The following is a 25,921-nucleotide window of genomic DNA, read 5'->3' as shown; positions in this document are numbered from 1 at the left end:
AAATTAAACAGAAATTCTTTTAATCACTCCGACTTTGTGGCGCGCAGAAATCCGAGATCGCGCGCTCTTTTCTTGGTGCCAGAGTCTCTGTATTTTTGTGGTGAACTAAGGGAACGCAATGCAAGCCGTCAACATGGCAATGTCCAAGCCGGACTTAATCAGCGAAAAAGATGTCGACAGCATCGTCAGGCGACGCCGAGGTCGGCCGCCGAGCGACCGCGATGGGCAGGTCTACCAAGCTCTGCTTGCCGCTGCCCGCGAGAGCCTGAAAAGTCAGTCTTTCTCGCGCGTCGCTGTACGGGATATCGCCGCAAAAGCAGGTACCAACGCCGCCATGATCAACTATTACTTTAGTGGCAAGGAAGGCTTGTTCCTTGCGCTGATTGATGCCATGTTTGATAACGTCGTGGATCGCCTGAAGCGCCTCTCGCAAAAAATACAGAGCGAGAAGCGCGATCCGATTCGGCAGCTGGCCAATGAAATGATGGCCATTTATGTCAGCTGGAACGACGTACTGACCCTGTTTTCGGCCGAAGTGGCTTTGACCGAAAGACGAGCACGCGTTGCTTATCGGCGCAGGCTGGCAGCGCGGGCTTACGATGCCGTACGACAGCACCTTTCTGCAGTAGCAAGCCAGGGCATGTTTCGGCCCGACCTGGACATCGAAGTGGCCGCCGTCATGGTCAGCGGACTGCTGACCTTTCCATTTCATTTCTCGCCGCTGATGAATGCAGCTGGAAAATTGACTTGGGAAGAAGGCCATCGACAACGCTGGCGCGACTATGTCGAGCGCATGCTTAACGGCGTATTGCGCAGTCCCCTTTAAAGGCGACCAATATAGCTGTTCGTGCGGCGCACTGACGACCTCGAAAACATTCCAGGTCGCGTCCATCAAACGCCGACAAATTCATCCATGAAATCGGTTCAAGCCAAATTCCGATTGTGGCTGCAGGATTTCCGCCAACCGGCTTCAACAGACTGGCGGCTTATCGCACATTACCTGGAATGAATTACGTCAGGATATTTAGGTTCTCGCTGCCGTAGCAGTTGGTATGCCCGGAAAAAGTGCCCTGCCCCCCAAAAGGAAAGAATCGTTGTCGCGGCAATTCCATAGGTGATTGAATGCACTCCCGCAAACGAAGCCATCCGATCGCTCACCCATCCTGCCACCGACGACCCCACGGTATAGGAAATCAGGTTGAAGGCAACGACCAGCATTGCCAGTACGGTAGCACGCATATTGGGCGCAGAAAGATGGATCACCAATCCATAACCGGTTCCAAATAGAGATTGGGCCAGGAACGTAGTGCAACCTATCAAGACAACGGCAACACTAAGGCTGGGGGAAAAAAGCATGGCAACTACCGTGCAAACGGCAGCCAGAATTGTTGTGATAATCACCATCATGAGCTTGCGTGACTCCCTCCCCTGGCTAATAAAATCAGCCACAAAGCCACCTGCCGCCGCGCCAAGAGCGCCAACGGCACCAACCACCAATGCCGACCATATTCCCGCCTCCTTCATGCTTAGCGAATGCACTCGCACCAGGAACGTCGGCAGCCAAACCGCGAGACAGGCAAGAAGCGCCACGCAAAGCACCATACCCACAAAAGTGTGAAGCAGGGCTTTATCTGACAGCATGTAACGCAATGCCATTTTTAAAGAAGCCGTCTCATTGTCGACTGTCTTCACCGCATCGTATCTGCCACGCGCGGGCTCCCGGATAGTAAATGCAATAACGATCGCCAATACCACACCAGGAATGCCGGCCAAAAGAAATGCCATACGCCAGCCGTAGTCGGCCGCAATATAGGAGCCTGCCGCCATCGCCAAAAACGTGCCTACTGGCGCACCCAGAGCGAAAAAACCAAGTGCAGTCGAACGCTCCTTCGGACGGAAATGATCGGAAATCAGCGACATGGTAATTGGACTGAATCCTGCCTCAAGTGCGCCAACACTGATTCTGCACAAGTATAAAACTGCCAATGTCGAAGCAAACCCAGCAAAAGATGTTGCTAAACTCCATGCAAGCAGCAAAATGACCAAAAGGTGCTTGCGGTTCTTGCGATCTGCCAGCATCCCCATTGGTATACAAACCAGCGCAAATGGCACCGATGCGGCAAGCCCGCCCAGTATGCTAACCTGGAAGTCGCTCATAGCGAATTCCGCCTTCAGGGGACCAATCAACGCCGAGACGATTTGCTTATCCAGGTTATGTATAGCATAGGCCCACACCAGGATGAATAACACATACCATCTGCGGAAATTGCCGTCGACAGCACTATGCGATGGCATTACTTCCATCGGGGCGATTCTCTCATTCACTGCGGTCATTTTGTCTCCTATATGTTTCAACATTCTGCACCGGCATGCCGGATTGGCTGTCTTACTTTTATAGCGGATTCCCGAGCACACTCTTAGTCGACCCGTTTTTCAAACGAGTCGGTGCTGAGCAGTACCGACCGATGTCACTTTTTCGCTTTGCCTGCCGTCTCAGACAGCTGAAGCATAAATTCCACCTACCAAGGACACGCCCGCCTTATTTCTATTTTTAATTACTAGGTTAACGTAGTTCCATACTTATCACAAGAGAATTCGTCACTGCGAATTCAGCCCGAGCTTGCACGGTCACCGAGAAATTTTTCAAATGGAAATCATCGCAACACGGCTTTGACACAGCAAGATCACAATCTCGGTGCACCGGGTAGCAAAGGGCCGGCTTGCCTTGTGCTACACACAGCGCTGGAAGGCAAGGAAATGGCAGTTGCGGTGGAGCGCTAATCGCCACATCGATAGCAACAGGCGCCCTTACGGCGCCTTGTTTTTTCGTTACGGCTGACAATTAACCGACGCTTCGCAGCCACGCGATGATTCGATCAAGCAATTCACGGTTGTTGTCTTCCATCATCAGCATATGGCCATTGCCAAAAATGCCAGCGTCCGGCAGGTAATCCACGGTTATGTTGCGCCGTTGCGCCGCCAGCTCCTTGCAGGCTTCCATTTGCGCCCGCGTCAGAACGCCCGCCGGCGCGAGATTGTCGCCCCACATCACATAAACGGGGATATCGGGAAAGTCGGCGCGGTCGAGCACTTCGCAACCGACGCCGGGTTCGACGGCGGCGATCGCGCACACCCTGTCCCGCGCCTGCAGTGCTGTCAGCCAGCCGACTTCGCCGCCCTGAGAATGCGTGAGCAGAATTGCCGGGCCGATGCGCTCCAGCAGCGCCTGCATCGCCTTCAACACGCGCGGATCGCACTCGCCGGGGCGGCCGCGGCTCACGGCGATCGGCGTGTAAAAATCGGGAACTAATTGTGCGACATATTGCGTGAGGTGATCGAACGGAAAGCGATTGCCACCGCGCGCGAACTTATGGGCAAGCTCCTCGCCGCCGACCCCGAGCGGCGGCAGCGATTCCACTGACACTGCGCCCTCGCGAACGGCGTTGAAAATACCGCCATTGAAACCGGAGTGACCGCGATAGGGCTGGTCGATGTTGTAAACGACGAAACCCGCGGCGACCAGCATCGTATCCCAACCCTCGTGTCCATCCGGGGTGGTTTCCCAGGTCATGCCGGTGTGTGTGCCGCCGTGCACGAGCACGATGGGCAGATCGAATTTACGCTCCGCAGGAATCATGTAGCGCACATACATGGCACCATCGTTGATGGTTTGCGGACCGATATGCGGTATTGCCGTGTGTTCGACGTGCTTGCGCTGCCCCTCGATGAAGAAGCTGCCCATGTCGGCGAGTGTCAGCGATGTTTTGAGTGCGCGTTGAGTTTCAATCATTAAAGAGTATCTCCTGTTTTATTAGCGACCATCGGCATGACGATCAGCGGATCGCTCACCTCGATCAGATCCGAGCCATGCTTCGCCTCCGGTTGACATTTAAAAACAACAGCCATCCTATATAGCTTAGTTATTTATTTATACTACGTCAACGCCAAGTAAAATTCAATTTCTTTAATGAGTCAACGTGCTGGGCTGCCTGCAAAAGGGTGTCGACTTGATTTGGGAAATAATGACGCATTCGGTCGCCGGCGAAGACGTTATTGCCTTCTTTGATCGAATGGTTGGCGGCCTGACGAAAAAGACCGGGGTCATCCGGGACAACGCTGGTATTCAACATGGAGCGTCGATGCAGGAAAGACAGGCGAAATACTCTTGGCGCCGCTTCCTCACCTTGTCCGGGATGGAATTGCACGACGAAGTCGCTGCCTTAAGACGCGGCTTCGGCACCGACTACACAATTACTTGTCGATGACTACTTGGTTCCTTGGAGCGCAGCACTCCCTTCTGCCGTAGCAGATCGAACAGACGATGGGTGTGAGAATCAATTCGTATAATTTACACAGCATGTTCCTTTTATTCTCCAAATATAAATAAATGAAGAATAAAAGGAACACAGTGCGCATAGCGTCCCGCTCTATAAAGGCACGCAGAGCCGCATTGCCATGGCCGAACTCCTCCCCGACTGGCAGGAACGCGGCGCCCCACTTCCCCCCGTCACCGAAGACCGCTTCCTCTTCCTGCCCGAAAACAAGGCATACAAGCCCCCAACTATCTCTTGCCCGCCTGTTTCCAGAATCATGGCAATTAAGTCATTTCGCTGGCCAACAAGTCCGCGACAATTGCAAAGGCCTGATCAAATAGATATTGCACCGCAGCGAAATTCATCCACATCAAGCCCAGCCAGTTTCCCAATTCCTGAACTGTGCTGTCGGCATCGGCTTGCCGATATGATAGCCTTGTGCCACATCGCATCCAAGCGCCGCCAAACTATCCCAGTGCGCCTGACTCTCGACCCCTTCCGCCACGATTTTCATGTCCAGATTGTGCCCCAGTTCGATGGTGGAATGGACGATCACTGCCGAATCATTGGATACCGTCATGGGCATGACGAATGACTGGTCAATCTTGATGTAATCCACAGGCAATTTCTGCAAATAGCTCAGGCTGGAGTAACCCGTGCCAAAGTCGTCGACGTACAGCCGGGTGCCCAGTTGCTTCAAATCGGTGAGCGTCTCCATGGCGCTGGCCGGGTCCTCCATTAAAGCGCTTTCGGTCAGCTCGAATTGAATCAGTTCCGGCCCGATGCCCCAGGTAGAAAACAAACCCCGGATCCGCTCGACCAGATCGGGATCGCGCAGATCGTGCGCAGAAAGGTTAATCGCCAGCGGCCAGTCCAGCCCGGCCTCATGCCAGGCGTAGCTTTGACTGAATGCCGATTCCAGCACCCAGTCGGTGAGCGGCGTGATCAAGCCAGCTTGTTCCGCAAGCGGGATGAAGTCACTGGGCAAAATCATGCCATGCACTGGATGCTGCCAACGCACCAACGCTTCCGCGCCGCACACGCGCCGCGAAGCCATGTCCACCTTGGGCTGGCAATACAGCAGCAACTGGTCGTGCTCGATGGCATGCCGCAAGTCCCCCATGAGCGCAAGCCGCCGGGCGTGCTGTTCTTCCTGGCCGCCGGTGTACATCGCATAACCATCGTGCGTGGGCCTGGCTTCGCGCATCGCGGCATTCGCCCTGCGCAATAATGCTTCCGGGGTCGTGGCATGGCCAGGGAAAAGCGCAATGCCGATATTCACGCTGGCATCCACCATCAGACCGGACACTGCTACGGGATCATGCAGAATGGTGGTAAGCCGTTGCGCCCTCTGGATCGCATGCTCGGCACTTGCCGCAGGCAACAGCAAGGCAAACTCCGCTTCTCCTGCGTGCGCAAGCGTTTCATTTTCCTTCACTGCCAGCTTAAGGCGCCGGCCGAGCTCCTGCAGCAATTGATTTCCCGAGCGGTAACCCAGGACTTTGTTGATTTCATGAAAGCGCCCTACGTACAAGTGCAGCAATGCCAGCGCATGGTGATGCTGTTTCGCCTCTTGCATGGATTCCTCCAGGCGCTCCAGCAGGAATGTGCGATTTGGCAAGCCAGTCAGCGCATCATAGTAAGCCAGTCGCGCGATGGTGGCTTCGGCATCGCGATGTTTTTCGCGGATCCGCAGGTTGGCAATGCCGTAGGCCAGATCATCGGCCAACTCGCTGAGCAACTGGACTTCTTCTTCATCGAATGCATCGGGCTCAGCCGCACCAATCACCAGGGCGCCAATCACCTCGCCATCGATGCGCAAAGGGAAAGCAGTGACTGAAGTAACGCCTTTCTTGATTGCCGCCTCGCGCAAAGGGTCGTAGGCTGGAGCGGCATAGGCTGGGTCGGTAAGGATATGTTGCCCCACATAGGGTTTGCCGGTGCGGATTGCCGTACCAGCCACGCTGCGTCCGGATGGCGTATCCGACCAGGTAAGATGCACCGACTCAAGAAACCTTATGTCCGTACCGACGGTGCCCATCCAGCGGATCGTCTTTTCTTGATCGTGTTCTGCATAACCAACGGCAGCGCGTTGATATCCGCCACTTTCCCCAATGATCCGACACATATCATTAAGCAATGCTTGCTCATCTGAAGCATGCAATAAAGTATGATTTCCGGCACTCAAGGTTTTGAGGGCACGATGAACGCGCGCCAGTTTTCGGGCCTGATCCTCCACTGACGCAGGCCCGGCTTGGTTGCCCATTGGCACATCGCCAAGGTCTTTCATAGAGCCTGTCCCAGACTTGCTACATGTAAGAAATTTATTATAGATCAGTATGCAGGATAATTCAGGGGCAAGCGTGCCGGCCGTCGTGATGCCATTAGCACGACGGGTCGATTGGCACCGGCAACGGAATGGCCAAGGTGAGCGTTGTGCCTTTGCCGGGAGTGCTGTCCACGGCAAACGTGCCGCCGATCGTCTTGATGCGCTCCTCGATGCCAACCAGTCCAAAGGCCCGTTTTTCGCGACAGGGTTCAGGGCAATGCCAATCCTGGCATCGGAAATCGTTACAACTAGCTGGCCGATAACTGAGCGTATCGTGCGATGCCCTTAACCATTCCTTAATTTTTCCGTTGATTAACCGATGGCGACTTGCATTGCTGCCTGAATGCGCATTGCCGGCATAGCTTCGGCCACCTTGAATATTGAGGTTCGACCATCCCGATCAGGATCGCCTCCCGTCGTTTCACCAATGCCACGACCTCATCATGCGCCAACAGAGTCACCCGGTGCGGCACCTTCTGTAGTTGTCCCGCTTGCTGGACTAGCACGTACGCCTGCCGGGCAACCGGTTCCCCGGTGTGCGACTCCAGCGCATATCGTTGGGCGGATAATTCGACCACATCGGAAAAATATACCCGGTTGGCGTGCCGCGCCTTCAACTCGACCAGCACCATTACGCCATTGAGATGCCGGTAAGCGCGATCCACTCTGGCGCCCAGCGCAACCGGCACCTTTGCCCGGAAGCGCTGTTCGGCATAGGCAAGCTCGGCATCCCGCAAATCCTGCGGCAGCCATGCGCGTTCTGTGGCGACACGGCATGTCCGACCGATCCAACGCAATATAAGCAGCAGAACGATGGCAGCTAGCCCCAGTAAACTCCACCCGCTAACGGTCACGCTCCCTCCTTTTGTAGCGTAGAGCGCACCCAACCACCCAGGCAACCGTCCTTATTGCTATCCCGACCAGAGGCTGCAGCCACGCATGCCGCACCAGTACGGTACAAATAAACGGCGCCGATCGATAATAGCCGCCGATTATCCACCGTCCCAGTGCGCCTTTACGCAATACCCGGTCCCGCAACAACCTGAGCGCAGCGGTTTCCGGCCCTTCTCCCCAAATCAGCGTCGCGACATAACAGCGCCCTTTCTTATAAGAGGCGCGCACTGCCTCCAGATAAAAACGCTCATGCTCTGTCAAGCCGCGTTGCCGTGCCGCGCACTGGCTTGCCGTACTGCGCTCGCCAAGGCGATGTTCATATACAACCCGACGTTCGCACATGCCCATCTGCGCGAGTTCGGATGCGCTCACCGGACGCTTCATCCGTTTATTACGATGCATCATGGGAACCTCCTGGCCAGCCTTCGCTTGCATAACAGCGGCATGGCACCGCTATTCAGCGATTGGCTGCTCAAACACCTGGTTGGTCATCGCGGCGTCGCCCTGATCGCAGGCCGTTGCCTCTTCCCTGGCCGCGCCCCGCTTCCCTGCCGATCCGATCGGCCAGTGCTGCGCCAGCAATCCTTCCTGCGCCAGCGTGCGCAGCCTGTTCACCCGCTTGGTCCCTTTTTTAAACCGGATCAGCTCATCGTACAGGCGCGGATTGTCGTCGCGCTCCAACTCGAAGAGCAGGCGGATTGTCTCGGGCGCCATCGCCGTGCCGGCATTCATGCCGCGCCTCCTGCCGTGGCGCCGGTGCTGTGGAATTGCCCCTCTTTTGCCAAGATGCTGGTAGCGTAATTCATCCCGGCGATCTGAAAGCCCTTGACGTTGGCGTACATTGGATCCTTGATTTCATGGATCTTATGCTTGGGAAATGCCTCCTTCACCGCTTTCTTGAACAGAAAGGCCCCGCCCCCGACCAGGATGATGTTCTGAAAGCTGTAGGAAGCTTCGATCCACTGCATCATCGATGACACGGCCTGTTGCGCGATCGTGCGGGCAATCGGCATCAAACGCGTCATGTCATAGGGCTTCTGGTAGATCATCGGGCTTTTTCCGGTACGCAGTGCCACATCGATTGCATCGAAGTCGCGGTACGACGTGCCAATATCCTCGCTGATCTCGGTGGCAATGGCCTGCAGGACGTCGGCCATGCCGCGGTTAATCGAATGGCTTTTCTTTTGCACGAGCCGCATGCCTTTGGCAACCAGCCAGTCAAACGTGCGCGCACCCGGGTCGATGATCAGGCTTTGCTCGTGCTCGATCGTCTTCAGCTTCTCATGCAGCGACGCATAGTAGACCAGCGCACCTTGCGGTTGGGCGACGGCAAGCGCCTTACGCACCGTCACGGTCTGGCCGCCGCCCACCTCGTGCCTGCCCGTCATGGCCTTTTCCAGCGCGGCTTTTTTTGCAAGGAAGGCGGCAACCGGCAAGCCGACCACCAGCAAATCAATGGCGGGCACCTTCATCTGGTTCAAGGCACCCCGCAACAACGCCAGATACTCGGGCGTCTCGGTGTAGCGGTCATGCATCTGCGTCGCCCGGAAGGTGTCCGCTGCCAGGTTCACTTCCGGCCCCACTTCGTAAAACAAGCCGTCGATCGGCACGGCCGACAAGTCCCGGGCGCTCGGGTACGCCACCGACGGGAAGACGCTGCAGCGGATGTCCGCGCCAGTGGCGCCCGTCACGTATTTGGTATTGCCGAACCCGACGTCCACCGCCCTGACAATCGATTCCATAGCTTCCTCCGTTTCAGTCAATGAATACACCCAGCATCGGCAAATCGCCCTGGCCAGGCCAGGCACAATCGACTGCTTACCTGCCATGTTTCGGCATCAGGTCGCGCCTTGCCACGACCACGGTGTGGCTGCAGCCAAGCCATAATCCGACCAGGAATCGGCGTCGCGGCGCGATGCCATTGCTGGTCCCATCAGGCTCGCACCAGAAACCGAGGCGTCAAGGGGCGATTTTTTTCGGAATCCCCAGGCCGCAACCAGAGGCCATTTTTTTCCCTGTCAAGGGCACATGCCGGCTCGTCGCGGTCGGCAATCGAAGAATAAATGCCCCTCATGCGGCGTGTTCAACGCCACCCGAAACTGCCCTACCTGCTCTTGACGCACACCCCCGTCGCGCGCAAGATGATCCTGCTCGGAAGGCTCCTTGCCCTGCTCCCATCGCGGGACGCAAAAAGGCGTTGCGGACGTGACCCGCCCTGACTGCCGATCACTGAATCGGTTGTGGCGCGCCCCGCGAGGTCGTGCCGTGTAGTCCATTTTCATGAAGTGCAGTCTGCCCTGGCCTTCAGCCATCTTTCGCTGGCTATCTTCGGGAAGCGCCAGGTGCCGAGCAGCTCGTCTTGCCGACACCCGATGTCGGATGCCACTTTGTCGTCACCCCAATGCGCCTGCAGCTTTTGCGGCGCGCGGCTGTGCTTGCCTGGAGAGGCTCCCCGCGCGTTTTTTGCGCATGCACCTGACACCGTCCCGGACTTTCGGTGAGGAACGGTTCCATGCAGGTGACGTGACGACCATCAAGAAACGATCCCACCACACGCCAGACCCGATCTCGGCGTGGATGCATGCCCTATGTCCTGGAGGCATGGCGGCGTCTACCCCCGCGCGGCGCAGAAATGCCCAAGCGGGACGGATCACCATCACCATTTTTAAGGATGACCGAGCCGGCCACGGCAAGTTTTCAGGAAGCCGGCAATGCATTGGGACACTGCAGCACCGCTCGCGGCCGCGGACTGCAAGTTGATGTCGACCGCGTGGCAGATAGGGCGATGGAATCCGCCGCATCTGCCCATTCTTGCGATTCCCCGTTTGCTGGACCCGCCGGCTTTCCGCGCTGCCGGCGGTCTCTTTTGGAGCACCCCATGCCCACTCACACGCAATCCAGCCGCCCCCGACACGCGGCGATGTCGCTCGTCCATCAGCCGCGCCGACGCCAGGACTGGAATGGCCTGAGCGCCGCCGAGATCCTGGCGCTCAACCCACCAGGCAAGACGGCGCCGCTGGTCGTACTCGCCATCCTGATCGATCTTTTCAACAAGCAGCACACGGTCCGCCACAAGGAAGTGTCGTTCAAGACACGCCAGGAACGCGCCAACTTCCTGCGGCGCTTTTACCGCGACTTGAAGCACAAGGCAGGCTTTGCCACCCTGCCCGATCCGCGCAACCTGGGCCAGCGCCATATCCGGGCCATGGTCGCCCTCTGGCAGCAGGAACAACTGGCGCCAGCGACGATCCAGACTTACCTGAGCTTTTTGCGCGCGCTGGCACTTTGGCTCGGCAAGCCCGGGCTGGTGAGAAAACCGCACCACTATGGATTGCAGCGCGACGACTATGAACGGCATGAAGCTGCCGATCACGACAGGAGCTGGTCGGCCCAGCACGTCAACATCGATGAACTGATTGAGAAAATCGCTGCCTACGACGCGCATGTCGGCGCAGCACTCAGGCTCATGCGCGCGCTGGGCGTCCGCAGGAAAGAAGCCATCATGTTCCGGCCCCATCAATGCGTGGTGCCGTTCGAGGCGACCGGCTTTTCCCCGGAAAAAAGAAAAGCGGAATGGTATGGGCGCATCAAGGCGGGCAGCAAGGGTGGGCGCGAGCGCTTTGTCGCGCTTGACACCCCGGAACGTCTTGCCGCCATCGACCATGCCCGGCAAGTCGCTGCCACCCGCGACGCCCACATCGGCCATCCCGCACTTGACTTGAAACAGGCGATGCGCCGCTTCGATTATGTGATGGACAAGTTCGGCATCACCAAGAAACAGCTGGGTGTGACGGCGCACGGCTTGCGCCATGAAGTGCTGATCAATCAGTTCGAAACGCTGACGGGCGCTGCCGCGCCGGTGCGCGGCGGCACAAAGCCGCCTGCCGAGATCGACCGGATTGCGCGACAGGACGTGGCCGAACTGGCAGGCCACGGGCGCAAGCGTGCCTCCACGGCCTACCTTGGTGGTACGGCGGCTGCACGGGGTAGGAAAGCCTAGCGCAAGACAAGACCATGCGTGGGCAATTGCGGCCAACTTCAGGAACGCCCACATAGCGAGTACTCCCGCAGTCCTGCAAGCTGCCGTGCCGCACTGCTGGCTTATCCCGAGCGGCAACGGTCCCTGGCGCATCTCCTTGCCGCAGGCACCTCAGGCATGGACGCGCGGCAGTTCATCCCAGCGCGTGGTATAGCGCGGCGTGCGGTGGTCGAACCGGGCTGCCCAGCGCTGCTGGATGCCTGAGGAGGCCAGATGGATGGTGTTGCGACCATGCGCCGCATTCAATTCATCCAGCACGCGCATCAGGTGGGCTGTGCGCGGGTTGACCTGACTGAACAGGGAAGCTTGCCGTACCGATGCGGGTGCCAGGTCCAGCAGCATCACCCCGGCTTTCTTGTAGCAATACCCTGGACGGTAGATGCGCGCCAGTCCCCACAGCGCGGCGGCGACCAGCCGGCGTGAATCATCGGTCGCCTGTGTCAATGGCACGACCACACCGGTACTGTACTGCCTGTCGTGCGTCTTGAATGGATTGGTATGGATGAATACCTGCACGGCGCTGCAGACGGAACCCTGCTGCCGCAGCTTCTCGGCGGCAGTCTGCATGTAGCGCGAAACCGCTTCGCGCAACTCTTCCTGGGAGATCACCGGCGCACCAAACGAGCGGGAAGCGATGATCTGCTGCTTTGGCGGCGCCACCTCCTCCAGGTCCAGGCAGGATATCCCGCGCAACTCGCGGACGGTGCGTTCCATCACCACGCCGAAATGCTCCCGGATGACGTGCGGCGGAGTTGCCCGTAACGCCTGGACCGACCCGATCCCCAGTGCCTGCAGCCGGGCGGCGATGCGCCGGCCGACACCCCAGACTTCGCCGACCTCCAGGCATGCCAGGTAGCCAGCCAGCTGCCCCTCTTTTAGGACCGTCAGGTCACACACGCCGGCAAATTCCGGCCGGGTTTTGGCGAGGTGATTGGCCAGCTTGGCCAGGGTCTTGGTGGGGGCGATGCCCACACACACCGGCAGCCCGGTCCATTGTCCGACGCGATGCCTGATCGCCTGCCCCAGATCGGTGTAGGTTGGCCAGAGCCTGGAAAGGCCCTGCAGGCCAAGAAACGATTCATCGATCGAATACACTTCGACCTCGGGACTGAAGTCGCGCAGGATCGTCATGACCCGCTGCGACATGTCAGCGTACAGGGTGTAGTTGGACGATAGCGCGATGATGCCGTGCTGCCTGGCCAGAGGCTGCATCTGAAACCAGGGGGTGCCCATCTTCACGCCCAGCGCCTTGACTTCATTGGAGCGCGCCACCGCGCAGCCGTCATTGTTGGAAAGGACGACAACCGGCTTGTCCGCGAGCTTTGGATTGAAGACGCGTTCGCACGACACGTAGAAATTATTGCAGTCGACCAGGGCGAAGACCCGAGGGGTGTTTTCCATGACTACACTGCGAACCGGCGCACCACCCCGGTGACCACGCCCCAGATATGCAGCTCATCCAGACCGGCAAATCGGATGGCTGGGAAGGCCGGGTTTTCCGGACGCAGTTCGATGACACCAGCACGTCGATAGAGCCGCTTGATGGTGTATTCCTGGTTGACGACGGCAATGACGATATGGCCGTGCCGGGGTTCGATGGCGCGGTCGACCGCGACTTTGTCGCCATCCAGGATGCCGGCATGCTTCATGGAGTCGCCTACCACTGTAAACAAAAAGGTGGAGGACTTGCGCGCGATCAGATAGGCATTGAGATCGAGCCCCTCTTCGGCATAGTCGGCGGCCGGCGAAGGAAATCCCGCGGGAATCGGCTGCCGGAAAAAACGGATTGTCCATGGCGCCGGTATGGCTGCGGCAGGCGCGGCTTCCTGCAACAGCGTCAGTGCGTCGGGAGGAAGAAGGGAGGAAATCATCGGCAGCGGCATAATGGCACCACTGTACATTTATACAGTATCTTGCGTCAACCGATTTGCACTGAGAAAAATCATTGCCACGTCGCCTGACCCATCCCTGGCAGCCAGCGCGCCATCGCTGTTGTTATATTTAACAGACATAACTGACATCACAAAACGAAAGCAGACGCACCAAAACGGGAAGGTTATAGTGATTCTGTCTCCTCCAAGTCTCTATGAATTGGATTCCAGCCCGCACCGCAAGGTCCGCGGGCTTTTTTTTGGCCGGGATGGAATTGACGCATCCCTGCGGGCTCTTCTTCGGCCTGTCATTGACAACGGTGATGCATGTCAAACTCCGGTCACAGGTCTAGCCTATCATCCATGGCTGGACTTACGGTGTCGATACGCGAAGCAATTTTCCCCGCATACTTGGCCGTCACTTTCACGACAATTGGCGTGAAAGTGGTCCTGCCAAATTCCCCTGTCGGCTCCAGGCTGCGGCAATCCACTGTGTCGGACACGTTCGCGATACGCTTCCCGGCCGTGACAAAGGTACTCCCGGCAGACTCCGCCAGCGGAATCTGCCGTCCTGCTTTCCGATAATCCTTGCCCTTACTTCGCGGCTTTGCGCTTGGCGGCCTTCGGGTCGACGGCTGCCTTGAAGCCAGCGCCCGGCACAAACTTCGGCACTTTGCTTGCCGGGATCTTGATCTTGGTGCCTTTGCTCGGATTGAAGCCGCTGCGTGCGGCGCGGCTCACCTGCTTGAAGGTGCCGAAGCCGACGATGCCGACCGTGCCCCCCTTCTTGACGGTGGTCACAATGGTTTCGGTAATCGTTGCCAGGATACGGGCGGCTTCGGCTTTCGACAGATCATGTTGGGTGGCGATTTTTTCTGCGAGTTCTAGACGGTTCATTGCATACCTTATGAAGTGAGGTGACGTGCAGTCACGATAAAAGCAGCGTCGGGAAAACGCTGTGCCTGCTGCATTTTCACTGATCCATTCCATTATGGCAATTACAGTCTCGCTCCCCGAGCAAGGTCCACCTGGTAACCTGCGCACTCTCCCGTTGGCAGCAAGGCGCAGACAATGCCGCAGTGGCAACGGCAGCCAGCTGGTGTACAAGCACGCGATTTCCACCATCGCTCCCACGCAGGCGACCAGGATGGAAGCATATGACCAAGCCAGCCGACGCTCACCATTCCTGCTCAGGAAAATACGCAGCGCACCAGTTTTACGTGCGTCGCGGCAGCGATGGCCCGCCCTTGCCTGGATGCGTTTCCCTGACGGCAGATGCCGCCACCCCAAACCGCCGCCTTTGCTCTGGTATGCGCATGGCGCCCCGCCCGGGCACACTCGCGACGCTTGAAAGCGCCCACCTCCACTGCCATACTTGAATCGCTTTCTGTGGGTATCGCACCTACACAGCCTTCACCCTGGCTTGTCGCCAAGCTGACGTGAAGTCCGGCCCATCCAGCCGGCGTTGCGGTCGTTACCCGCCCTGAAGCGACCGACAGTCATGCCGGTCACGCCACGCAAGTGGCTTTGTAGTATCGCCGGCGCTTGCCGGACTTGCCGCTCGCCAGCCTCCTTCGGGAAATGCCGGCGAGCATGCGGTGAAAATGCACGCCTGCCCTGTGCAGGCCGTGCTTCACCACCGAGAAAAAGGCCCCCGTTCGCAAGGACTACGGGCCTTTTGTTTTGCGCATGCCGCAACGCATGCCCTTCAAGCCGCGCCAGTGCCAACTGGCGCCATCCCACCCGGGGAACATCGTTCCCCGCCGGGGAGGGTGTTCCCTTTTTTCTTGAAAGGAAATCCCATGCTCTCCCCCAATCGCTTCCCTTCCCCCTGCACCCTGCTGGGCGGCACCGGCACGCAGCCGGCCGCCGCGCCAGCCGGACCTGCAGTTGCTGCCCTGCTGCGGCAGCGCAACGCCGGCGCCAGGCGACTTGTGCCCGGCCCGTCATCCGAAAACGGCACCGGCACGTCGCGCCAGCGCCATGCCCTGCCTGGCAACCGCCGCCGCAGCTGAAGGAGTCGCCATGTCCCCTGCCCCCAGCAAGCCTCCCCGCAGCCGGCGCGCCAGCGTCGACGACGAGGAACAGAAAGCCTGGGCCGGGTTTTACCGGCGCGTCGGCCATCCCGCCCTCGCCCTGGAAATCCTGCGCCAGCTTGAAGCCGATCCGGAAATGAAGCGGGCCCATCTGGCCCTGTACCTGCTATGCAAGGAAGGATTGCGCCTGCAAAAAGCACGGCAGGCACGCCACCAGCGCATCGGCCAGGGCGTGCGGCTGCTGTGCGGCGTGCTGCTGACGGTGCCGCTGCGTGCCCTGCGCAAGCTGCTGCAAAGGACCGGCGACGTTTTCGTGGCATGCCTGCCTGAAGTCGTCCGGGAGCCGGCCATGCCACGCGTGCAGCAACTGTCGGTTGACACCGAATTTGCGCAAGCACAGACGGCGTTTGCCGGCACAGCGGCAGCGCCAGCGGCTGCGTCGGGCGAGCTCCCTGCCGGCGGCACCAGGGCAGCGTGATCGGGCGCGTTTCGGCGATTCTGCTACGCTGGCGCAAGCAGCGCCGGGTGTCTTCACGGCTTCCCCACGAGGGAGGCGCGTGAAGCACTCAGCTGCTTCCTGACGCATTGCGGCGTGTATCCTCGTGCCCCGCGTCAAGGCAGCGGCCCCGCTCGCGATCCATCAGCCAGTGCAAAAAGCGCGTGTCGCGCGATACGCCCCAGTAATAGCGTTTACAGCGGGCGATGTAGGCATCCAGATCGGCAAGCGTTTTGACATTCTCCGGCACAAAGCCGGTGATTTTTTCAAATCGCGCGATTTCCGGCGCGGTCAGGCGGATATGGCATCCCCAGCGAAGCATCATCGTTCTCCTAGCGGATCGTCGATCGCCTGATTGTCGCGCAATCCGCTGCGCCTGTGTATTGCCGCAGGCAGCGCCCGCCAACATAATTTTTTGGCGCGCTGCAGTCGCTGTGCAGTCCGTCTGTAGTCGCATTCCAGCACGAATGCATGCCGCCTGCGGCAAGGATGCAACACCCATTCCTGCACGCCTACCGCGTGCTTTGACCCCGGGGAACTCTGTCCCCCTTGGGGGCGGCGTTCCCATTTTTATTGGAGAACGCCATGAAAAAAATTTCCTCGATGTCGCGCGCCCAACTCACCAGCGAGCTGGTGGCAGTGCCCCAGCCGACAATGATTGCCGAGTTGTCTGCCGCGTTGGCAGCACCTTACGACATGGTCGCCCGGGCGTCCCACGAGACGCTGGTGCAGCGGCGCCTCGCCATTGCGCGCGAACTCCTGTTGCGCGACCTGGCCGAGCAGATGCAAGGCAGGTCCGTCCTGAGCTCACCCGGCATCGTGCGTGACTGGCTGCGCCTGCACTGCGGGCATGTTGAACACGAAGTCTTTCTGGCGCTGTATCTCGATGCCCGCAATTGCCTGATCGAAGCGCAGGAACTGTTCCGCGGCACGCTGACCCACACGTCAGTCTATCCGCGCGAAGTGGTGAAGGCAGCGCTGGCGCGCAATGCGGCGTCGCTGATTGTGGCCCACAACCATCCGAGCGGCAGTACAACGCCAAGCCAGGCCGACCAGATGCTGACGACAATGCTCAAGTCCGCCCTGGAACTGGTGGAGATCCGCCTGAACGACCACTGCATCGTTGCCGGCAGCGAGGTGTTGTCATTTGCCGAACAGGGCATGCTGTAGTTGCCAGCGCCCCGCCACGCGCTGTCCCTGCCACGTGCATGCTGCCCGGACAATGGGCAGCATGCACCAGTCCCACGCAGAGGGCGTACCGGAAAGTGGACCTAAAATCAGTCCAGAGCAGTCTCTAGCAATGACGTGCCCGGCCCGGTTCAGGGTCGGCATCAGTCGCCGCCGATACGTCCAGCCGACCGCCCTACAGTATCGACCTTGTCAGCAAATCCTTCGGCGTCATTGCGGTAGCGCCTGATTTCATCCAGCGCCAGTGCCCGGTCCGTCGCGTTGCGCCGCCAGCCGCGACCCCAGCGCAGCGCCGCATACCGCGCAAAGCGTGTCGCATCCACACCCAGAGCGACCGCTGCCGCCCTCACCTGGTCGACACTGGGCGCGCACGCCCCCGTCAATGGCGGCGCCAGCGCAAACGGGGCGGACGTGCTGACCGCGCCTGCCGGCAGGTATTCTGAGCGGCATTCCCGGCCCTGCTGCCTGTCGCCTGACGCGGGTTCCGGCGTGTCCAGGCTAACGACGCGCGAGAGAACTTCCCGGGATGGGTCGATGATGGATGTCATGGCGCGGATCCTGTGCAGTGTGATGGATTTCGCCTGTCCAGCATCGCGCATTTCTGCGCCGCTTCAAGAGCCGCATTGCGCCGCCTCCTGGCGCTGCAGCAGGCAGCGCCATCGTTCATACCGACCAGCGCAGTGGACTTCTCCCGTAATGATCGATAGGACTGCGGGCTGCACAGCGGGTGCTTGGGTAGCCCTCACCGCCATTTCCTTCATGGACAGTTAGCAACCAATTAACGTAGACTGCGATGGCAGGCGCTTCTGCCTGGTTGAACAAGGAATGAGCAGTGCCCCCGACATTCACTGCCCCAAAACAGTCATCGCCGAATTACTGGCGCCTCTTTATCACGATTACCGCAGCAGTCGTCGTGGGTAATCTTGCATCGGCCTGGATTACAGCCAAAATCGCTCAGCATCAGATCGCATTAGTCTGGAACAACACCGCCAAAGTCATCAACCAGGAGACCCAGCGCGTGCAAGCCGCCAATCAAGCCGCCATGCAGCGAAGCCAGGAGAATGCAGCCATGCAAAGAGACCAGTTGCGTGCGCAGCGTAGTGCCGATATCCACGGCCGTAGCCTGGCAAAGCAATGCGCGGACTGGGAAAGGGCAAGCGCGGAGCTCAAGTCGGATACCGCACAAGCAGAATCCAGGCGCCATTGCGCCAATTCCGCGCGCTACATCGAAACGGGCGAGCTTCCCCGCAATCAGTAACCAAGACATCACGCCATGGCGCCCCGGTTTCTAGCCGCCCTGGAATGCCGTTGAGACCACACTTTTACTCAACGGACGTGGGACTGCGGCGATCGCCAGGAAGTCTGCTCTTCCCTAAAAATCTGCGGCAAAACGCCGGTAGCAAAGTCATCTCCTGCTGCCCGCAAAACTGCGACAAGAGATGGAGAAATCGCAACCAACGAGGTGAGCACTCCGGGGTTCCCGTATTTTTCACAGAGAAACTGTGCTGCCGGTTGTCTCCTCCTGTAATCGCCCCTTGCCGGGGTGACGCCCTCCCAGGCATTGCGCCACTTTCCGCGTCCCTTCCCTGCTGCGCAAACCCACCCGGCATGATTGACGATAGTCCGCGCGCTCAGACCAGTCCGCGCACGACCGACTGCAGGGGCTGGCGCTGCCTGGGCAAGAGTTCACGCACCGACTTTTTCTCGCTGATGCCCAGGATCTCGCCGATCTGGTCTTCTGCGGCACCGCGCTCGTAGAGGCGATTGGCGACGGTGCGCCGCACGCTCAGCGCCGACGCGCCAGGCAAGCCGATGCGGCGGAAGATCTTGCGGTAGGTATCGAGGATGCCACGGCACAGAAAGCGCCTCTGTCCCTGCGCGCCGTGACAGTGGATCTCGAACGGCATCCCCTTTTCAGTCAGGAACAGGCGACTATCCGGCGCCAGGCCGCGATAGGGCAGCGTCCCCGCGACGCCAGGATGCCCTCCGGTGCGATCCGTCAGATAGCGGTCCATCGCCTCGCGAACTTTGTCACTGGCGAAGAACAGCGGCCGGCTCCTGCGGTTGACCGCGACCTCGCTGCGCATGACCGATTCCTCTCGCACACTGCCATCGGCTTCCAGGTAGTCGCGCACTTCCAGCCGGGCGATTTCCAGCGGACGCGCGCCCGTGGTCAGCAACACGCACAAGAGCGCCACGTCGCGCTGCGCACAGGGACTGCGCTGGCGCGTGCGCTGGATTGCCATCTCGATATCCTGGTCGGAGAGGATGCGCCCGACACGCTTGCGGTCGGCCCTGCGCGGCTCGTAGCGCTGGATGGCTGCCGTGATCGCCGTCCGGCAGGCGCGCAGCCGCTGCACGAACGCCAGCCCGTCCTCGTTGATGCCATCGATGCCGGCTTCCCGGAATAGCCGCAGCGCTGCCGTCTTGACGCGCCGCTCGATGGCGGTACGCGTGAGTCCGTAAGCCGCTGCCACCGCCTCATAGGTTTTGCCATTGACGACGTCCTGAAGCATCGCAATCGACAGCAGGAGTGAATCGGTATCCATAGGAAAACACGCCTTTGAGATTTCTTTTCATGATCCAGTCTTCGACCCTCACCCGCCACCCGAAAACCCCCGACGATCCTGACGCTTTCGGCTCCAGCAGGGCGACCATCGCTGTGCACAAGCACTGCGCAGCGGATTGTAGGGGTTCATTATTAAAATTGCCATTTTATAAACAATCGTTTGTTGTTTTTTTAATATTAAATGGGTAATGAATGCCGTTGACTCGATAACAACAGAAATCAGGTCGCGCCATGCCTGGTCGCTGGGCAAGCTGTATCGTCATAGTCCAGAACTAGGCCGTCTGAAACCTACTCGCATGCAATATGGGTATTCAATCACGTGGTATTAAAAGCAGCGTGACGCCAACATTGGCGCATGGCAAGGCTCTCGTCCAAACTCGACAAGGAACAAAAACTCGTGCGCATGGGTGCAGCGATTCGTGCCCGGCGCAAGCTCCTGGGTTTGTCGCAAGAGGGATTGGCCATCACCGCCGGCATCGAGCGCAGCAACATGGGCAAGATCGAGCGCGGAGAAAACAACCTGTCGGTGCTCAACCTGCTGCGCATCAGCGATGCGCTCGCCACCCGGGCCGCCGACATCCTGGCCGACGCCGACCTGTAACAGGCGCTGGCCCCAGACCGCCCGCTCACGCAATGCGCGATGGTGCCGTCATCGCCGCCGGTGCATCAACCGAACTCCCCTCTTGCGTCGTTTCTGTTGCATTGCCCTGGTCCCCGGACTGCCGCTCGCGATTGGCGATGGTAAACGCAGACACCGCCAGCGCGGTACCGTGTTCCCCCTTTGCGCGCGCCTGCTCGGCGTCGCGGCTTGCTAGCTCGTTCATGCGCCGGCGCAGGCCACCTGCCAGATTGCGTGCGCTGCCAGCCACGCTGCGGATCATCTTTTTGAACAGGGCGCGCTGGATATCGGCGTCGCCCGGCGTGATGACTTCATGAATTTCCAGGGTCTGCAGCAAGGGCATGATTTGGTCGACCTTGTTCAACAGCTCGAAATAGCGCCGCCCCAGGGAAGAAATGATGCCAACTTCGAGCACCAGCGGCAGCGTATCGTAGGTCGCCACATGCGTGATGCCATGACTCTGGAACAGCGCCTCGGCGCCGTCGATGCCCTTGTTCAAGGCAAGCGTTGCCGCGTCGAGCTTCTCGCGCAGCGCCGCTTCCACCTTGGCGACATCGTCGTGCTTTAACTTGGTGCGGGCGGTGACCGAGATGAAGTGGCCATTGAGTTGCAGGGTGTTGAAGTAGCGCACGAACAAGCGTTTGCCCTCTGCGCTCTTCAGGTGCGTGACCATCTTGACGCTGGCCGCCTCGACCCGCCGAAAATCCACCTTCACTTCCCGCGCCAGGATGCGTTCGTTCACCGCCCCCTGGTCCACTTTCACGAGCTGGGTGTCTGCCATGTCGTCGCTCCGCAAGAAATGCATCATGAAATGCCATCTTCCCGGCCCAAGCCTGCAAGCGCCACCCAAAAAGGACCACCTGCCGGCGCCTTTTCGCCATCAGACGGTCAAAGTCACTTCGGCGACATTGACGGCCTCGGGCCGGCGGCGTAACTTGAATACATGCAGCAGCTAGCCCTGCAAGCCGTTCGGCAAGCCCTGGAGTTCGCGCAATGTCCCTGCGTCACCGGCCAGTTTCCCGTGCCGGTCTGGTTCCTTCGCCCAGCTTGCTGCCCCGGCGAAGACGCCATCGCACATTGACCGCTTTCTTGACCGTTTTCTCGACCGTTTTCTCGACCGGTAGCTGGCACACCGGTCAAGGGCACGCTGCCCTGCAAGCCTAGCCAGCCCCACATGCCGGCACTTCGCCGGTCGTTCCTCACCCTGCGCGGGCCAGTGTCCCGCCGTGGTGGTCATTGCCTCGCATAACTATTTTTGGAGGCAATGATGCTGAACCTGAGTGCATTCCCCATCCCCTCGCCGTCGGCATTGCCAACGTCCGCGCCTGTGGCCGAAGCGCTGCTGCTCGCCGACGATGACGGTACCGTCGAGTGGGAAGAAGAAGAAATCGTGCTGCTGCACTGGCGACTGCTTAAGGCCGTGGCCGAACTGGGCGACCCAGCTACACCGCTGGAAGACAAGCTCGACATGCTGCGCTGGGTGTTTACCGAGCGCGAGAAGGAAAGCAGGCCGTTTTCCTTTGCCAACTGCATCCAGGTCGTGGCGTGCAGCCCGCTGTCGCCCCTGCCCTATATCGGGCAGGTCGATGCCGATGCCGTCAAGGAAGCAATCCGGGGCCAGCTTCAGGCCTGGCTGCAGGCCACCTTGAATCGCTATCCCGCCTGGGTGCGCGAAGCCGTGCAGCGCCACCCGGAGTGGATCGCGCGTCATCTGGAAAAGAACCCGCAGTGGCTCAACCAGCAAGTGCGGCAACGGTTCACGCAAGGCGACCTGTTCGCGTAAAGCCCGTCCGGGCATCGTTCAACCAAGGCGCGGCCGGCTGGCCGCGGGGAGACCCAAATGGACCACCATCTATTCGAAGCGCGCGTTGCCGACATCAAGCAACGCGCCCATGGCTGCTGGACCGAGCTGCTGACGACGCTCGGCATCGATGCCGCCATCCTCAACCGGCGCAACCAGCCCTGCCCGCTGTGCGGCGGCCACGACCGCTTCCAGTACACCGACAAGTTCGGGGAAGGCAATTATCACTGCCGCGGCTGCGGTCCCGGAGACGGCATCAAGCTGCTCCAGGAAATCCGCAGCTGGGATTTCGGCACGGTCTTGCTGCGCCTGGAAGCATGCCTGGGCAGCGCCCAGCTGGCTGCCACGCGCCTGCGCCTGGAAGGGCCGCCGGCAGACAAGATGAAGAAGCTGGCCAGGCGCATCTGGGACGAAGCCACGGCAGTAGTGGCGGGCGACGCAGTCGACTGCTACCTGCGCCGCCGGGGTCTCGGGCTGGCTAGCTATCCCAAGGTGCTGCGGTTTCACCCGGCACTGGGCTATTACGAAAAGAATGCCGCGGGCAAGTCGCACAAGGTCGCCGAGTATCCCGCCATGCTGGCCTGCATCCAGGGCGCCGACGGGCTGGCGGTGACGCTGCACCGCACCTATCTGCAGGATGGCCAGAAGGCGCCGCTGCGCGACGCCAGGAAGGTGCTGTCAGCCGGCATCAACGGCGCCGCGGTTCGGCTGTTTGCCGCCGGTGACGAGTTGGCGATTGCCGAAGGCATCGAAACGGCGCTGGCCATTCATCTGGGCACCGGCAAGCCGGTGTGGGCGGCGATCAATGCCGGCAACATGGACAAGCTGTGGCTGCCCGACACGGTGCGCCGCATCTGCATCTACGCCGACAACGATGCCGATGGCGACTACGCTGGCCAGGCCTGCGCGTTTGCCCTGGCCCGGCGCCTGAGCCAGGCAGCACGCTTGGGGCCAGCGCGCCAGGTGACGGTATTCGTGCCGCGCCACGCGGGCACGGACTGGGCCGATGTCTGGCGCGCGCGCGGCGAGCAGCAAGTGGACGCGCAATAGGCACGGGGTGCGGCCGCCATGCCGCGCCTTGTCCTCTCGCGCAGGCGTTTTTCACTGGCAGCTGCCACCAGGATGGGCATTCCCCCATCGAAGGCAGCCCAAGCATTGGCGCAATGCATTGCGCTCTGCAGGTCTGGATCCGCCAGGCCTGTTTTTCAACCCCAGCGGGGAGATTGCCCGCTGCGGGCGGTGTCGTCCCCGCTTTTCTCAGGAGAATACCCATGAAAACCGGACGCACCCTTTCCAGCCTGGCCCAGGAACTGCTGCGCCAGCTCGGCACCAAGCAAGACATGATCGTGCCCTCGCCCCTGATGGCATGCCGCACCGATGCCCAGGGTGACTGCGCCTTGACCATCGCGGCCAGCGGCGCTGCTGCCCCGTACGGCATCACGCATTTGGCGCGCCGCCAGCTGGCCGACAAGCTGAAGATCCCGTTTGCGTACTTCGAACGCATGCGCCTGGACCAGCCGGATCTGCTCGACAGCAATATCAACACCTGGCTGCAGGCCGATGGCGAGCGTCGCCTGATCCGCACGCTCGATGGCCAGGTGCGGGCCGTGCTGTCGGAGCGCTACCGGCGCCTGGACAATTACGACCTTGCGGAAAACGTCTTGCCAATCCTGCAGCGGCTGCCGGAGATGCGCTTCGAGTCGGTCGAACTGACCGAGACGAAAATGTACCTCAAGGTGGTCACGCCGCGCACGCGCTTCGAGATGGCGCCGGGCGACGTGGTGCAAGCCGGGCTGGTGATCATGAATTCCGAAGTCGGCCACGGCACGCTGTCGGTGCAGCCGCTGCTCTACCGCCTGGTATGCAGCAATGGCTTGATTGCGGCGGACCACGGCTTGCGCAAGACGCATGTGGGGCGCATCCAGCAGACCGAGGAAGAAGCCATCACGGTGTTTCGCGACGATACGCTGGCGGCGGATGACAAGGCCTTCTTCCTGAAGGTGCGCGACGTGGTCGAGGCGGCGGTGTCCGAAGCCAGCTTCCTCCAGATCGCGCACAAGATGCAAAAGACGCAGGGCATTGCGCTGACCGGCGACCCGGTCAAGACCGTCGAAGTGCTGGCCAATCGCTATACCTTGAACGAGACTGAGCGCGCCGGCGTGCTGCGCCACTTGGTCATTGAAGGCGATCTCTCAGGCTACGGGCTGGTCAATGCGGTTACGCATTACTCGCAAGAGATCGACGACTACGACCGGGCGACGGAATTCGAAGCCCTGGGCGGCAAGTTGATTGAACTGGCCGCCAGCGAGTGGAAAGGACTCGCGCAAGCGACCTAAGCAACTAAGGCAAGGCAGTCCCGCACCGGACAAGGTATCCCCGCAAGGGGAAGGCCTTGTCCATGGGCGGATGCAGGCTGGTCCAGGTTGCGGGCAACCTGGTTGGAACACGCCGGGCGACGCGCGTTTTGCGTCAATTGCACGCCGCCCGAAAAATTCTTCCGAAACGGGAGCATTTGCAGGTGGCGCTTTTCTTGCCACAAGTATTCATTATTGACGCCAATGTTAGCAAAATAATAACCTTACATGCAGGAAGGATAGTTAGTTACCCGATGAACAGTCACAAGGATTTACCGAAGCAATCGCCCAGCCTGGTCTGATCAGGCTGCCACGCAGTCACCATGCCCAGAAGGGCTTACTGTAAGGAAATTATCATGGGCAATATGCAATTTTCCGATGTGCAAATTATCAACCTCTCCCTGCTGATCACCGTGCGTGACAGCATCAAGCAGGACCGGATTGCCGCCTGCTGCAAGTTCGGCCTGTGCGAGGCGCAGGCGCGCCTGCTGGAGTCGCTGTCCATCGACCAAATCCTGATCCTGGTCGCCAATCTTGGACACGAATGCCTGTTCCTGCCGCGACAGGACATGGTGTCGCTGCTGACCCTGCCGCTGCCGCTTGCCGGCGCCGTGATGGCGGTCCATCCGCCGCATCACGCGCCCTATGCGCCGCAGCCCGCCGTGGTGCAGTGCTGACAACCCGTGAAGGAAAAACTGATGGCGACCCAATCCCCTTATGCCGAGCGCCATATCCGTGCGCTCGGGTTGGCAAAAGACTGCGCAGCCCTGGGCGCGCGTCTTCGCACGATCGGCTATGTGACTGGGCTGCCGCACGGACAACTGGTGCAACTGTTTTTTGCCGATCACAATGCCATACCGCGCGGCCGCCCACCGGATTCTCCTGACTGGTATCACAGCGCCAATCTGCTGTACCGCACGGAAGCCTCGATGGTCGTGTCGCTCTACCGGCGTATCCGGGGGCTGGATTTCGGCCCGGCCGAAGCGCTGGTGGCGGCCTACAAGCATTATCTGTCGATGCTCCATGGCGCGCCACGCATCAGCTTCGACCGTGCCTTCGACCTGGCTTCACACCTGGATGGCCTGTGGATCGTCAGGGTGCCGAGTTTTTCACTGGCGACCTGCCCGACCTGCGCCAGCCAGTACCTGACGGCGGTCGGCGCGTGCCCGGCTACCAACCATGAATGCCCATTCTGCAAGCTGCTGCATCGGTACCGGCGCGACCCGCGCATCCAGACTTCCTTCCCCGTGACGGCACTGCCCGACACCACCGTCTTAAAACTCGGCATCGTCGCCCTGGCCAGGCAAACGCGGGAAGGCTAAGTGCGATAGCCGCCGCAGGAACCGGTCATTTCGGCTGGCGCCGCCCTGGCTTGCCGCGCCAGAATCGTTTGTCCCGACCGATTCCCTTCC

Annotated in this window: 28 protein-coding genes; 13 read left to right on the top strand and 15 right to left on the bottom strand. The window is 60.0% G+C overall.

Annotated features, from left to right (window positions below; all coding sequences use genetic code 11):
* The first annotated feature begins 118 nt into the window (after window positions 1–118).
* On the top strand, window positions 119–826 hold the full coding sequence (locus D3878_RS02620; RefSeq protein ID WP_119784060.1) for a TetR/AcrR family transcriptional regulator: 708 nt from the start codon (window positions 119–121) through the stop codon (window positions 824–826).
* A 170-nt stretch (window positions 827–996) separates the two neighbouring features.
* On the opposite strand, the gene D3878_RS02615 is transcribed toward D3878_RS02620, so the two are convergent.
* Together D3878_RS02615 and D3878_RS02610 are read right to left on the bottom strand one after the other, a co-directional pair.
* Window positions 997–2,334 (bottom strand): MFS transporter, encoded by a 1,338-nt coding sequence (locus D3878_RS02615; RefSeq protein ID WP_158592158.1) that lies wholly within the window; start codon window positions 2,332–2,334, stop codon window positions 997–999.
* Window positions 2,335–2,842: 508 nt separating this feature from the next.
* Window positions 2,843–3,790 (bottom strand): alpha/beta hydrolase family protein, encoded by a 948-nt coding sequence (locus tag D3878_RS02610; protein WP_119784058.1) that lies wholly within the window; start codon window positions 3,788–3,790, stop codon window positions 2,843–2,845.
* 187 nt (window positions 3,791–3,977) lie between these two features.
* Between D3878_RS02610 and D3878_RS02605 the strand changes: the two genes are divergently transcribed.
* A complete protein-coding gene (locus tag D3878_RS02605) occupies window positions 3,978–4,265 on the top strand; it encodes a hypothetical protein (protein ID WP_119784057.1) in 288 nt (95 codons plus the stop codon).
* 418 nt (window positions 4,266–4,683) lie between these two features.
* Here D3878_RS02605 and D3878_RS02600 read toward each other — a convergent pair whose 3' ends face one another.
* The 5 genes from D3878_RS02600 to D3878_RS02580 all read right to left on the bottom strand — a co-directional run bounded on the left by D3878_RS02600 (window position 4,684) and on the right by D3878_RS02580 (window position 9,278).
* On the bottom strand, window positions 4,684–6,828 hold the full coding sequence (locus tag D3878_RS02600) for a putative bifunctional diguanylate cyclase/phosphodiesterase (protein WP_233556208.1): 2,145 nt from the start codon (window positions 6,826–6,828) through the stop codon (window positions 4,684–4,686).
* Window positions 6,829–6,938: 110 nt separating this feature from the next.
* On the bottom strand, window positions 6,939–7,496 hold the full coding sequence (locus D3878_RS02595; RefSeq protein WP_119784055.1) for a PD-(D/E)XK nuclease family protein: 558 nt from the start codon (window positions 7,494–7,496) through the stop codon (window positions 6,939–6,941).
* The gene (locus D3878_RS02590) at window positions 7,486–7,941 is read right to left on the bottom strand and encodes a CFI-box-CTERM domain-containing protein (protein ID WP_147383868.1); all 456 of its coding nucleotides are present in this window, start codon (window positions 7,939–7,941) and stop codon (window positions 7,486–7,488) included. Before D3878_RS02590 ends, D3878_RS02595 begins: the two co-directional genes overlap by 11 nt.
* Window positions 7,942–7,989: 48 nt before the next feature.
* The gene (locus D3878_RS02585) at window positions 7,990–8,268 is read right to left on the bottom strand and encodes a hypothetical protein (RefSeq protein ID WP_119784053.1); all 279 of its coding nucleotides are present in this window, start codon (window positions 8,266–8,268) and stop codon (window positions 7,990–7,992) included.
* Window positions 8,265–9,278, bottom strand: coding sequence for a PRTRC system protein D (locus D3878_RS02580; protein ID WP_119784052.1), 1,014 nt, complete (start codon window positions 9,276–9,278; stop codon window positions 8,265–8,267). The genes D3878_RS02585 and D3878_RS02580 overlap by 4 nt, the downstream gene beginning before the upstream one ends.
* Before the next feature lie 1,136 nt (window positions 9,279–10,414).
* Here D3878_RS02580 and D3878_RS02575 point away from each other — a divergent pair.
* Window positions 10,415–11,536, top strand: a complete 1,122-nt coding sequence (locus tag D3878_RS02575; RefSeq protein WP_119784051.1) for an integrase domain-containing protein — start codon at window positions 10,415–10,417, stop codon at window positions 11,534–11,536.
* 150 nt (window positions 11,537–11,686) lie between these two features.
* On the opposite strand, the gene D3878_RS02570 is transcribed toward D3878_RS02575, so the two are convergent.
* From D3878_RS02570 to D3878_RS02560, 3 genes are all read right to left on the bottom strand, one after another.
* Window positions 11,687–12,976, bottom strand: coding sequence for a Y-family DNA polymerase (locus D3878_RS02570; RefSeq protein WP_119784050.1), 1,290 nt, complete (start codon window positions 12,974–12,976; stop codon window positions 11,687–11,689).
* A 2-nt stretch (window positions 12,977–12,978) separates the two neighbouring features.
* Complete coding sequence (locus tag D3878_RS02565) at window positions 12,979–13,446, bottom strand: LexA family protein (protein WP_119787661.1); 468 nt, start codon at window positions 13,444–13,446, stop codon at window positions 12,979–12,981.
* 594 nt (window positions 13,447–14,040) lie between these two features.
* Entirely contained in the window at window positions 14,041–14,343 is a 303-nt protein-coding gene (locus D3878_RS02560) for an HU family DNA-binding protein (protein WP_119784049.1), read from the bottom strand.
* 905 nt (window positions 14,344–15,248) lie between these two features.
* On the opposite strand from D3878_RS02560, the gene D3878_RS02550 reads away from it, so the two are divergent.
* Together D3878_RS02550 and D3878_RS02545 are read left to right on the top strand one after the other, a co-directional pair.
* Window positions 15,249–15,461 carry a hypothetical protein gene (locus tag D3878_RS02550; RefSeq protein ID WP_119784047.1) on the top strand — a complete coding sequence of 71 codons (213 nt, stop codon included), beginning with the start codon at window positions 15,249–15,251 and terminating at the stop codon, window positions 15,459–15,461.
* 10 nt (window positions 15,462–15,471) lie between these two features.
* Window positions 15,472–15,960 (top strand): hypothetical protein, encoded by a 489-nt coding sequence (locus D3878_RS02545; RefSeq protein WP_119784046.1) that lies wholly within the window; start codon window positions 15,472–15,474, stop codon window positions 15,958–15,960.
* A gap of 88 nt (window positions 15,961–16,048) precedes the next feature.
* Here the strand turns inward: D3878_RS02545 and D3878_RS24195 are convergent, their stop codons facing one another.
* Entirely contained in the window at window positions 16,049–16,480 is a 432-nt protein-coding gene (locus tag D3878_RS24195; RefSeq protein WP_233556207.1) for a hypothetical protein, read from the bottom strand.
* 83 nt (window positions 16,481–16,563) lie between these two features.
* On the opposite strand from D3878_RS24195, the gene D3878_RS02535 reads away from it, so the two are divergent.
* A complete protein-coding gene (locus D3878_RS02535; protein ID WP_119784045.1) occupies window positions 16,564–17,148 on the top strand; it encodes a JAB domain-containing protein in 585 nt (194 codons plus the stop codon).
* A gap of 161 nt (window positions 17,149–17,309) precedes the next feature.
* Here D3878_RS02535 and D3878_RS02530 read toward each other — a convergent pair whose 3' ends face one another.
* The gene (locus D3878_RS02530) at window positions 17,310–17,714 is read right to left on the bottom strand and encodes a hypothetical protein (protein WP_147383867.1); all 405 of its coding nucleotides are present in this window, start codon (window positions 17,712–17,714) and stop codon (window positions 17,310–17,312) included.
* Window positions 17,715–18,079: 365 nt separating this feature from the next.
* Between D3878_RS02530 and D3878_RS02525 the strand changes: the two genes are divergently transcribed.
* A complete protein-coding gene (locus tag D3878_RS02525; RefSeq protein ID WP_158592157.1) occupies window positions 18,080–18,424 on the top strand; it encodes a hypothetical protein in 345 nt (114 codons plus the stop codon).
* 373 nt (window positions 18,425–18,797) lie between these two features.
* Here the strand turns inward: D3878_RS02525 and D3878_RS02520 are convergent, their stop codons facing one another.
* The gene (locus D3878_RS02520) at window positions 18,798–19,715 is read right to left on the bottom strand and encodes a site-specific integrase (RefSeq protein ID WP_119784042.1); all 918 of its coding nucleotides are present in this window, start codon (window positions 19,713–19,715) and stop codon (window positions 18,798–18,800) included.
* A gap of 375 nt (window positions 19,716–20,090) precedes the next feature.
* Between D3878_RS02520 and D3878_RS02515 the strand changes: the two genes are divergently transcribed.
* Window positions 20,091–20,336 (top strand): helix-turn-helix domain-containing protein, encoded by a 246-nt coding sequence (locus tag D3878_RS02515; RefSeq protein ID WP_119784041.1) that lies wholly within the window; start codon window positions 20,091–20,093, stop codon window positions 20,334–20,336.
* A gap of 25 nt (window positions 20,337–20,361) precedes the next feature.
* Here D3878_RS02515 and D3878_RS02510 read toward each other — a convergent pair whose 3' ends face one another.
* Together D3878_RS02510 and D3878_RS24550 are read right to left on the bottom strand one after the other, a co-directional pair.
* Window positions 20,362–21,135, bottom strand: coding sequence for an AcaB family transcriptional regulator (locus tag D3878_RS02510; protein WP_119787659.1), 774 nt, complete (start codon window positions 21,133–21,135; stop codon window positions 20,362–20,364).
* 171 nt (window positions 21,136–21,306) lie between these two features.
* Window positions 21,307–21,432 carry a hypothetical protein gene (locus D3878_RS24550; RefSeq protein ID WP_274381892.1) on the bottom strand — a complete coding sequence of 42 codons (126 nt, stop codon included), beginning with the start codon at window positions 21,430–21,432 and terminating at the stop codon, window positions 21,307–21,309.
* 186 nt (window positions 21,433–21,618) lie between these two features.
* Here D3878_RS24550 and D3878_RS02505 point away from each other — a divergent pair, with 186 nt between their 5' ends.
* From D3878_RS02505 to D3878_RS02485, 5 genes are all read left to right on the top strand, one after another.
* A complete protein-coding gene (locus D3878_RS02505) occupies window positions 21,619–22,137 on the top strand; it encodes an immunoglobulin domain-containing protein (RefSeq protein ID WP_147383866.1) in 519 nt (172 codons plus the stop codon).
* A 57-nt stretch (window positions 22,138–22,194) separates the two neighbouring features.
* On the top strand, window positions 22,195–23,205 hold the full coding sequence (locus D3878_RS02500) for a DUF7146 domain-containing protein (RefSeq protein ID WP_119784039.1): 1,011 nt from the start codon (window positions 22,195–22,197) through the stop codon (window positions 23,203–23,205).
* A 221-nt stretch (window positions 23,206–23,426) separates the two neighbouring features.
* Window positions 23,427–24,491 carry a DUF932 domain-containing protein gene (locus tag D3878_RS02495; RefSeq protein WP_119784038.1) on the top strand — a complete coding sequence of 355 codons (1,065 nt, stop codon included), beginning with the start codon at window positions 23,427–23,429 and terminating at the stop codon, window positions 24,489–24,491.
* A 374-nt stretch (window positions 24,492–24,865) separates the two neighbouring features.
* Window positions 24,866–25,186 (top strand): flagellar transcriptional regulator FlhD, encoded by a 321-nt coding sequence (locus D3878_RS02490; RefSeq protein WP_158592156.1) that lies wholly within the window; start codon window positions 24,866–24,868, stop codon window positions 25,184–25,186.
* 21 nt (window positions 25,187–25,207) lie between these two features.
* Window positions 25,208–25,831 (top strand): FlhC family transcriptional regulator, encoded by a 624-nt coding sequence (locus D3878_RS02485; RefSeq protein ID WP_119784036.1) that lies wholly within the window; start codon window positions 25,208–25,210, stop codon window positions 25,829–25,831.
* Window positions 25,832–25,921 lie beyond the last annotated feature (90 nt).

Source organism: Noviherbaspirillum sedimenti (assembly GCF_003590835.1).
Taxonomy (GTDB): Bacteria; Pseudomonadota; Gammaproteobacteria; order Burkholderiales; family Burkholderiaceae_D; genus Paucimonas; species Paucimonas sedimenti.
This window is presented reverse-complemented; position numbering and strand designations above follow the sequence as displayed.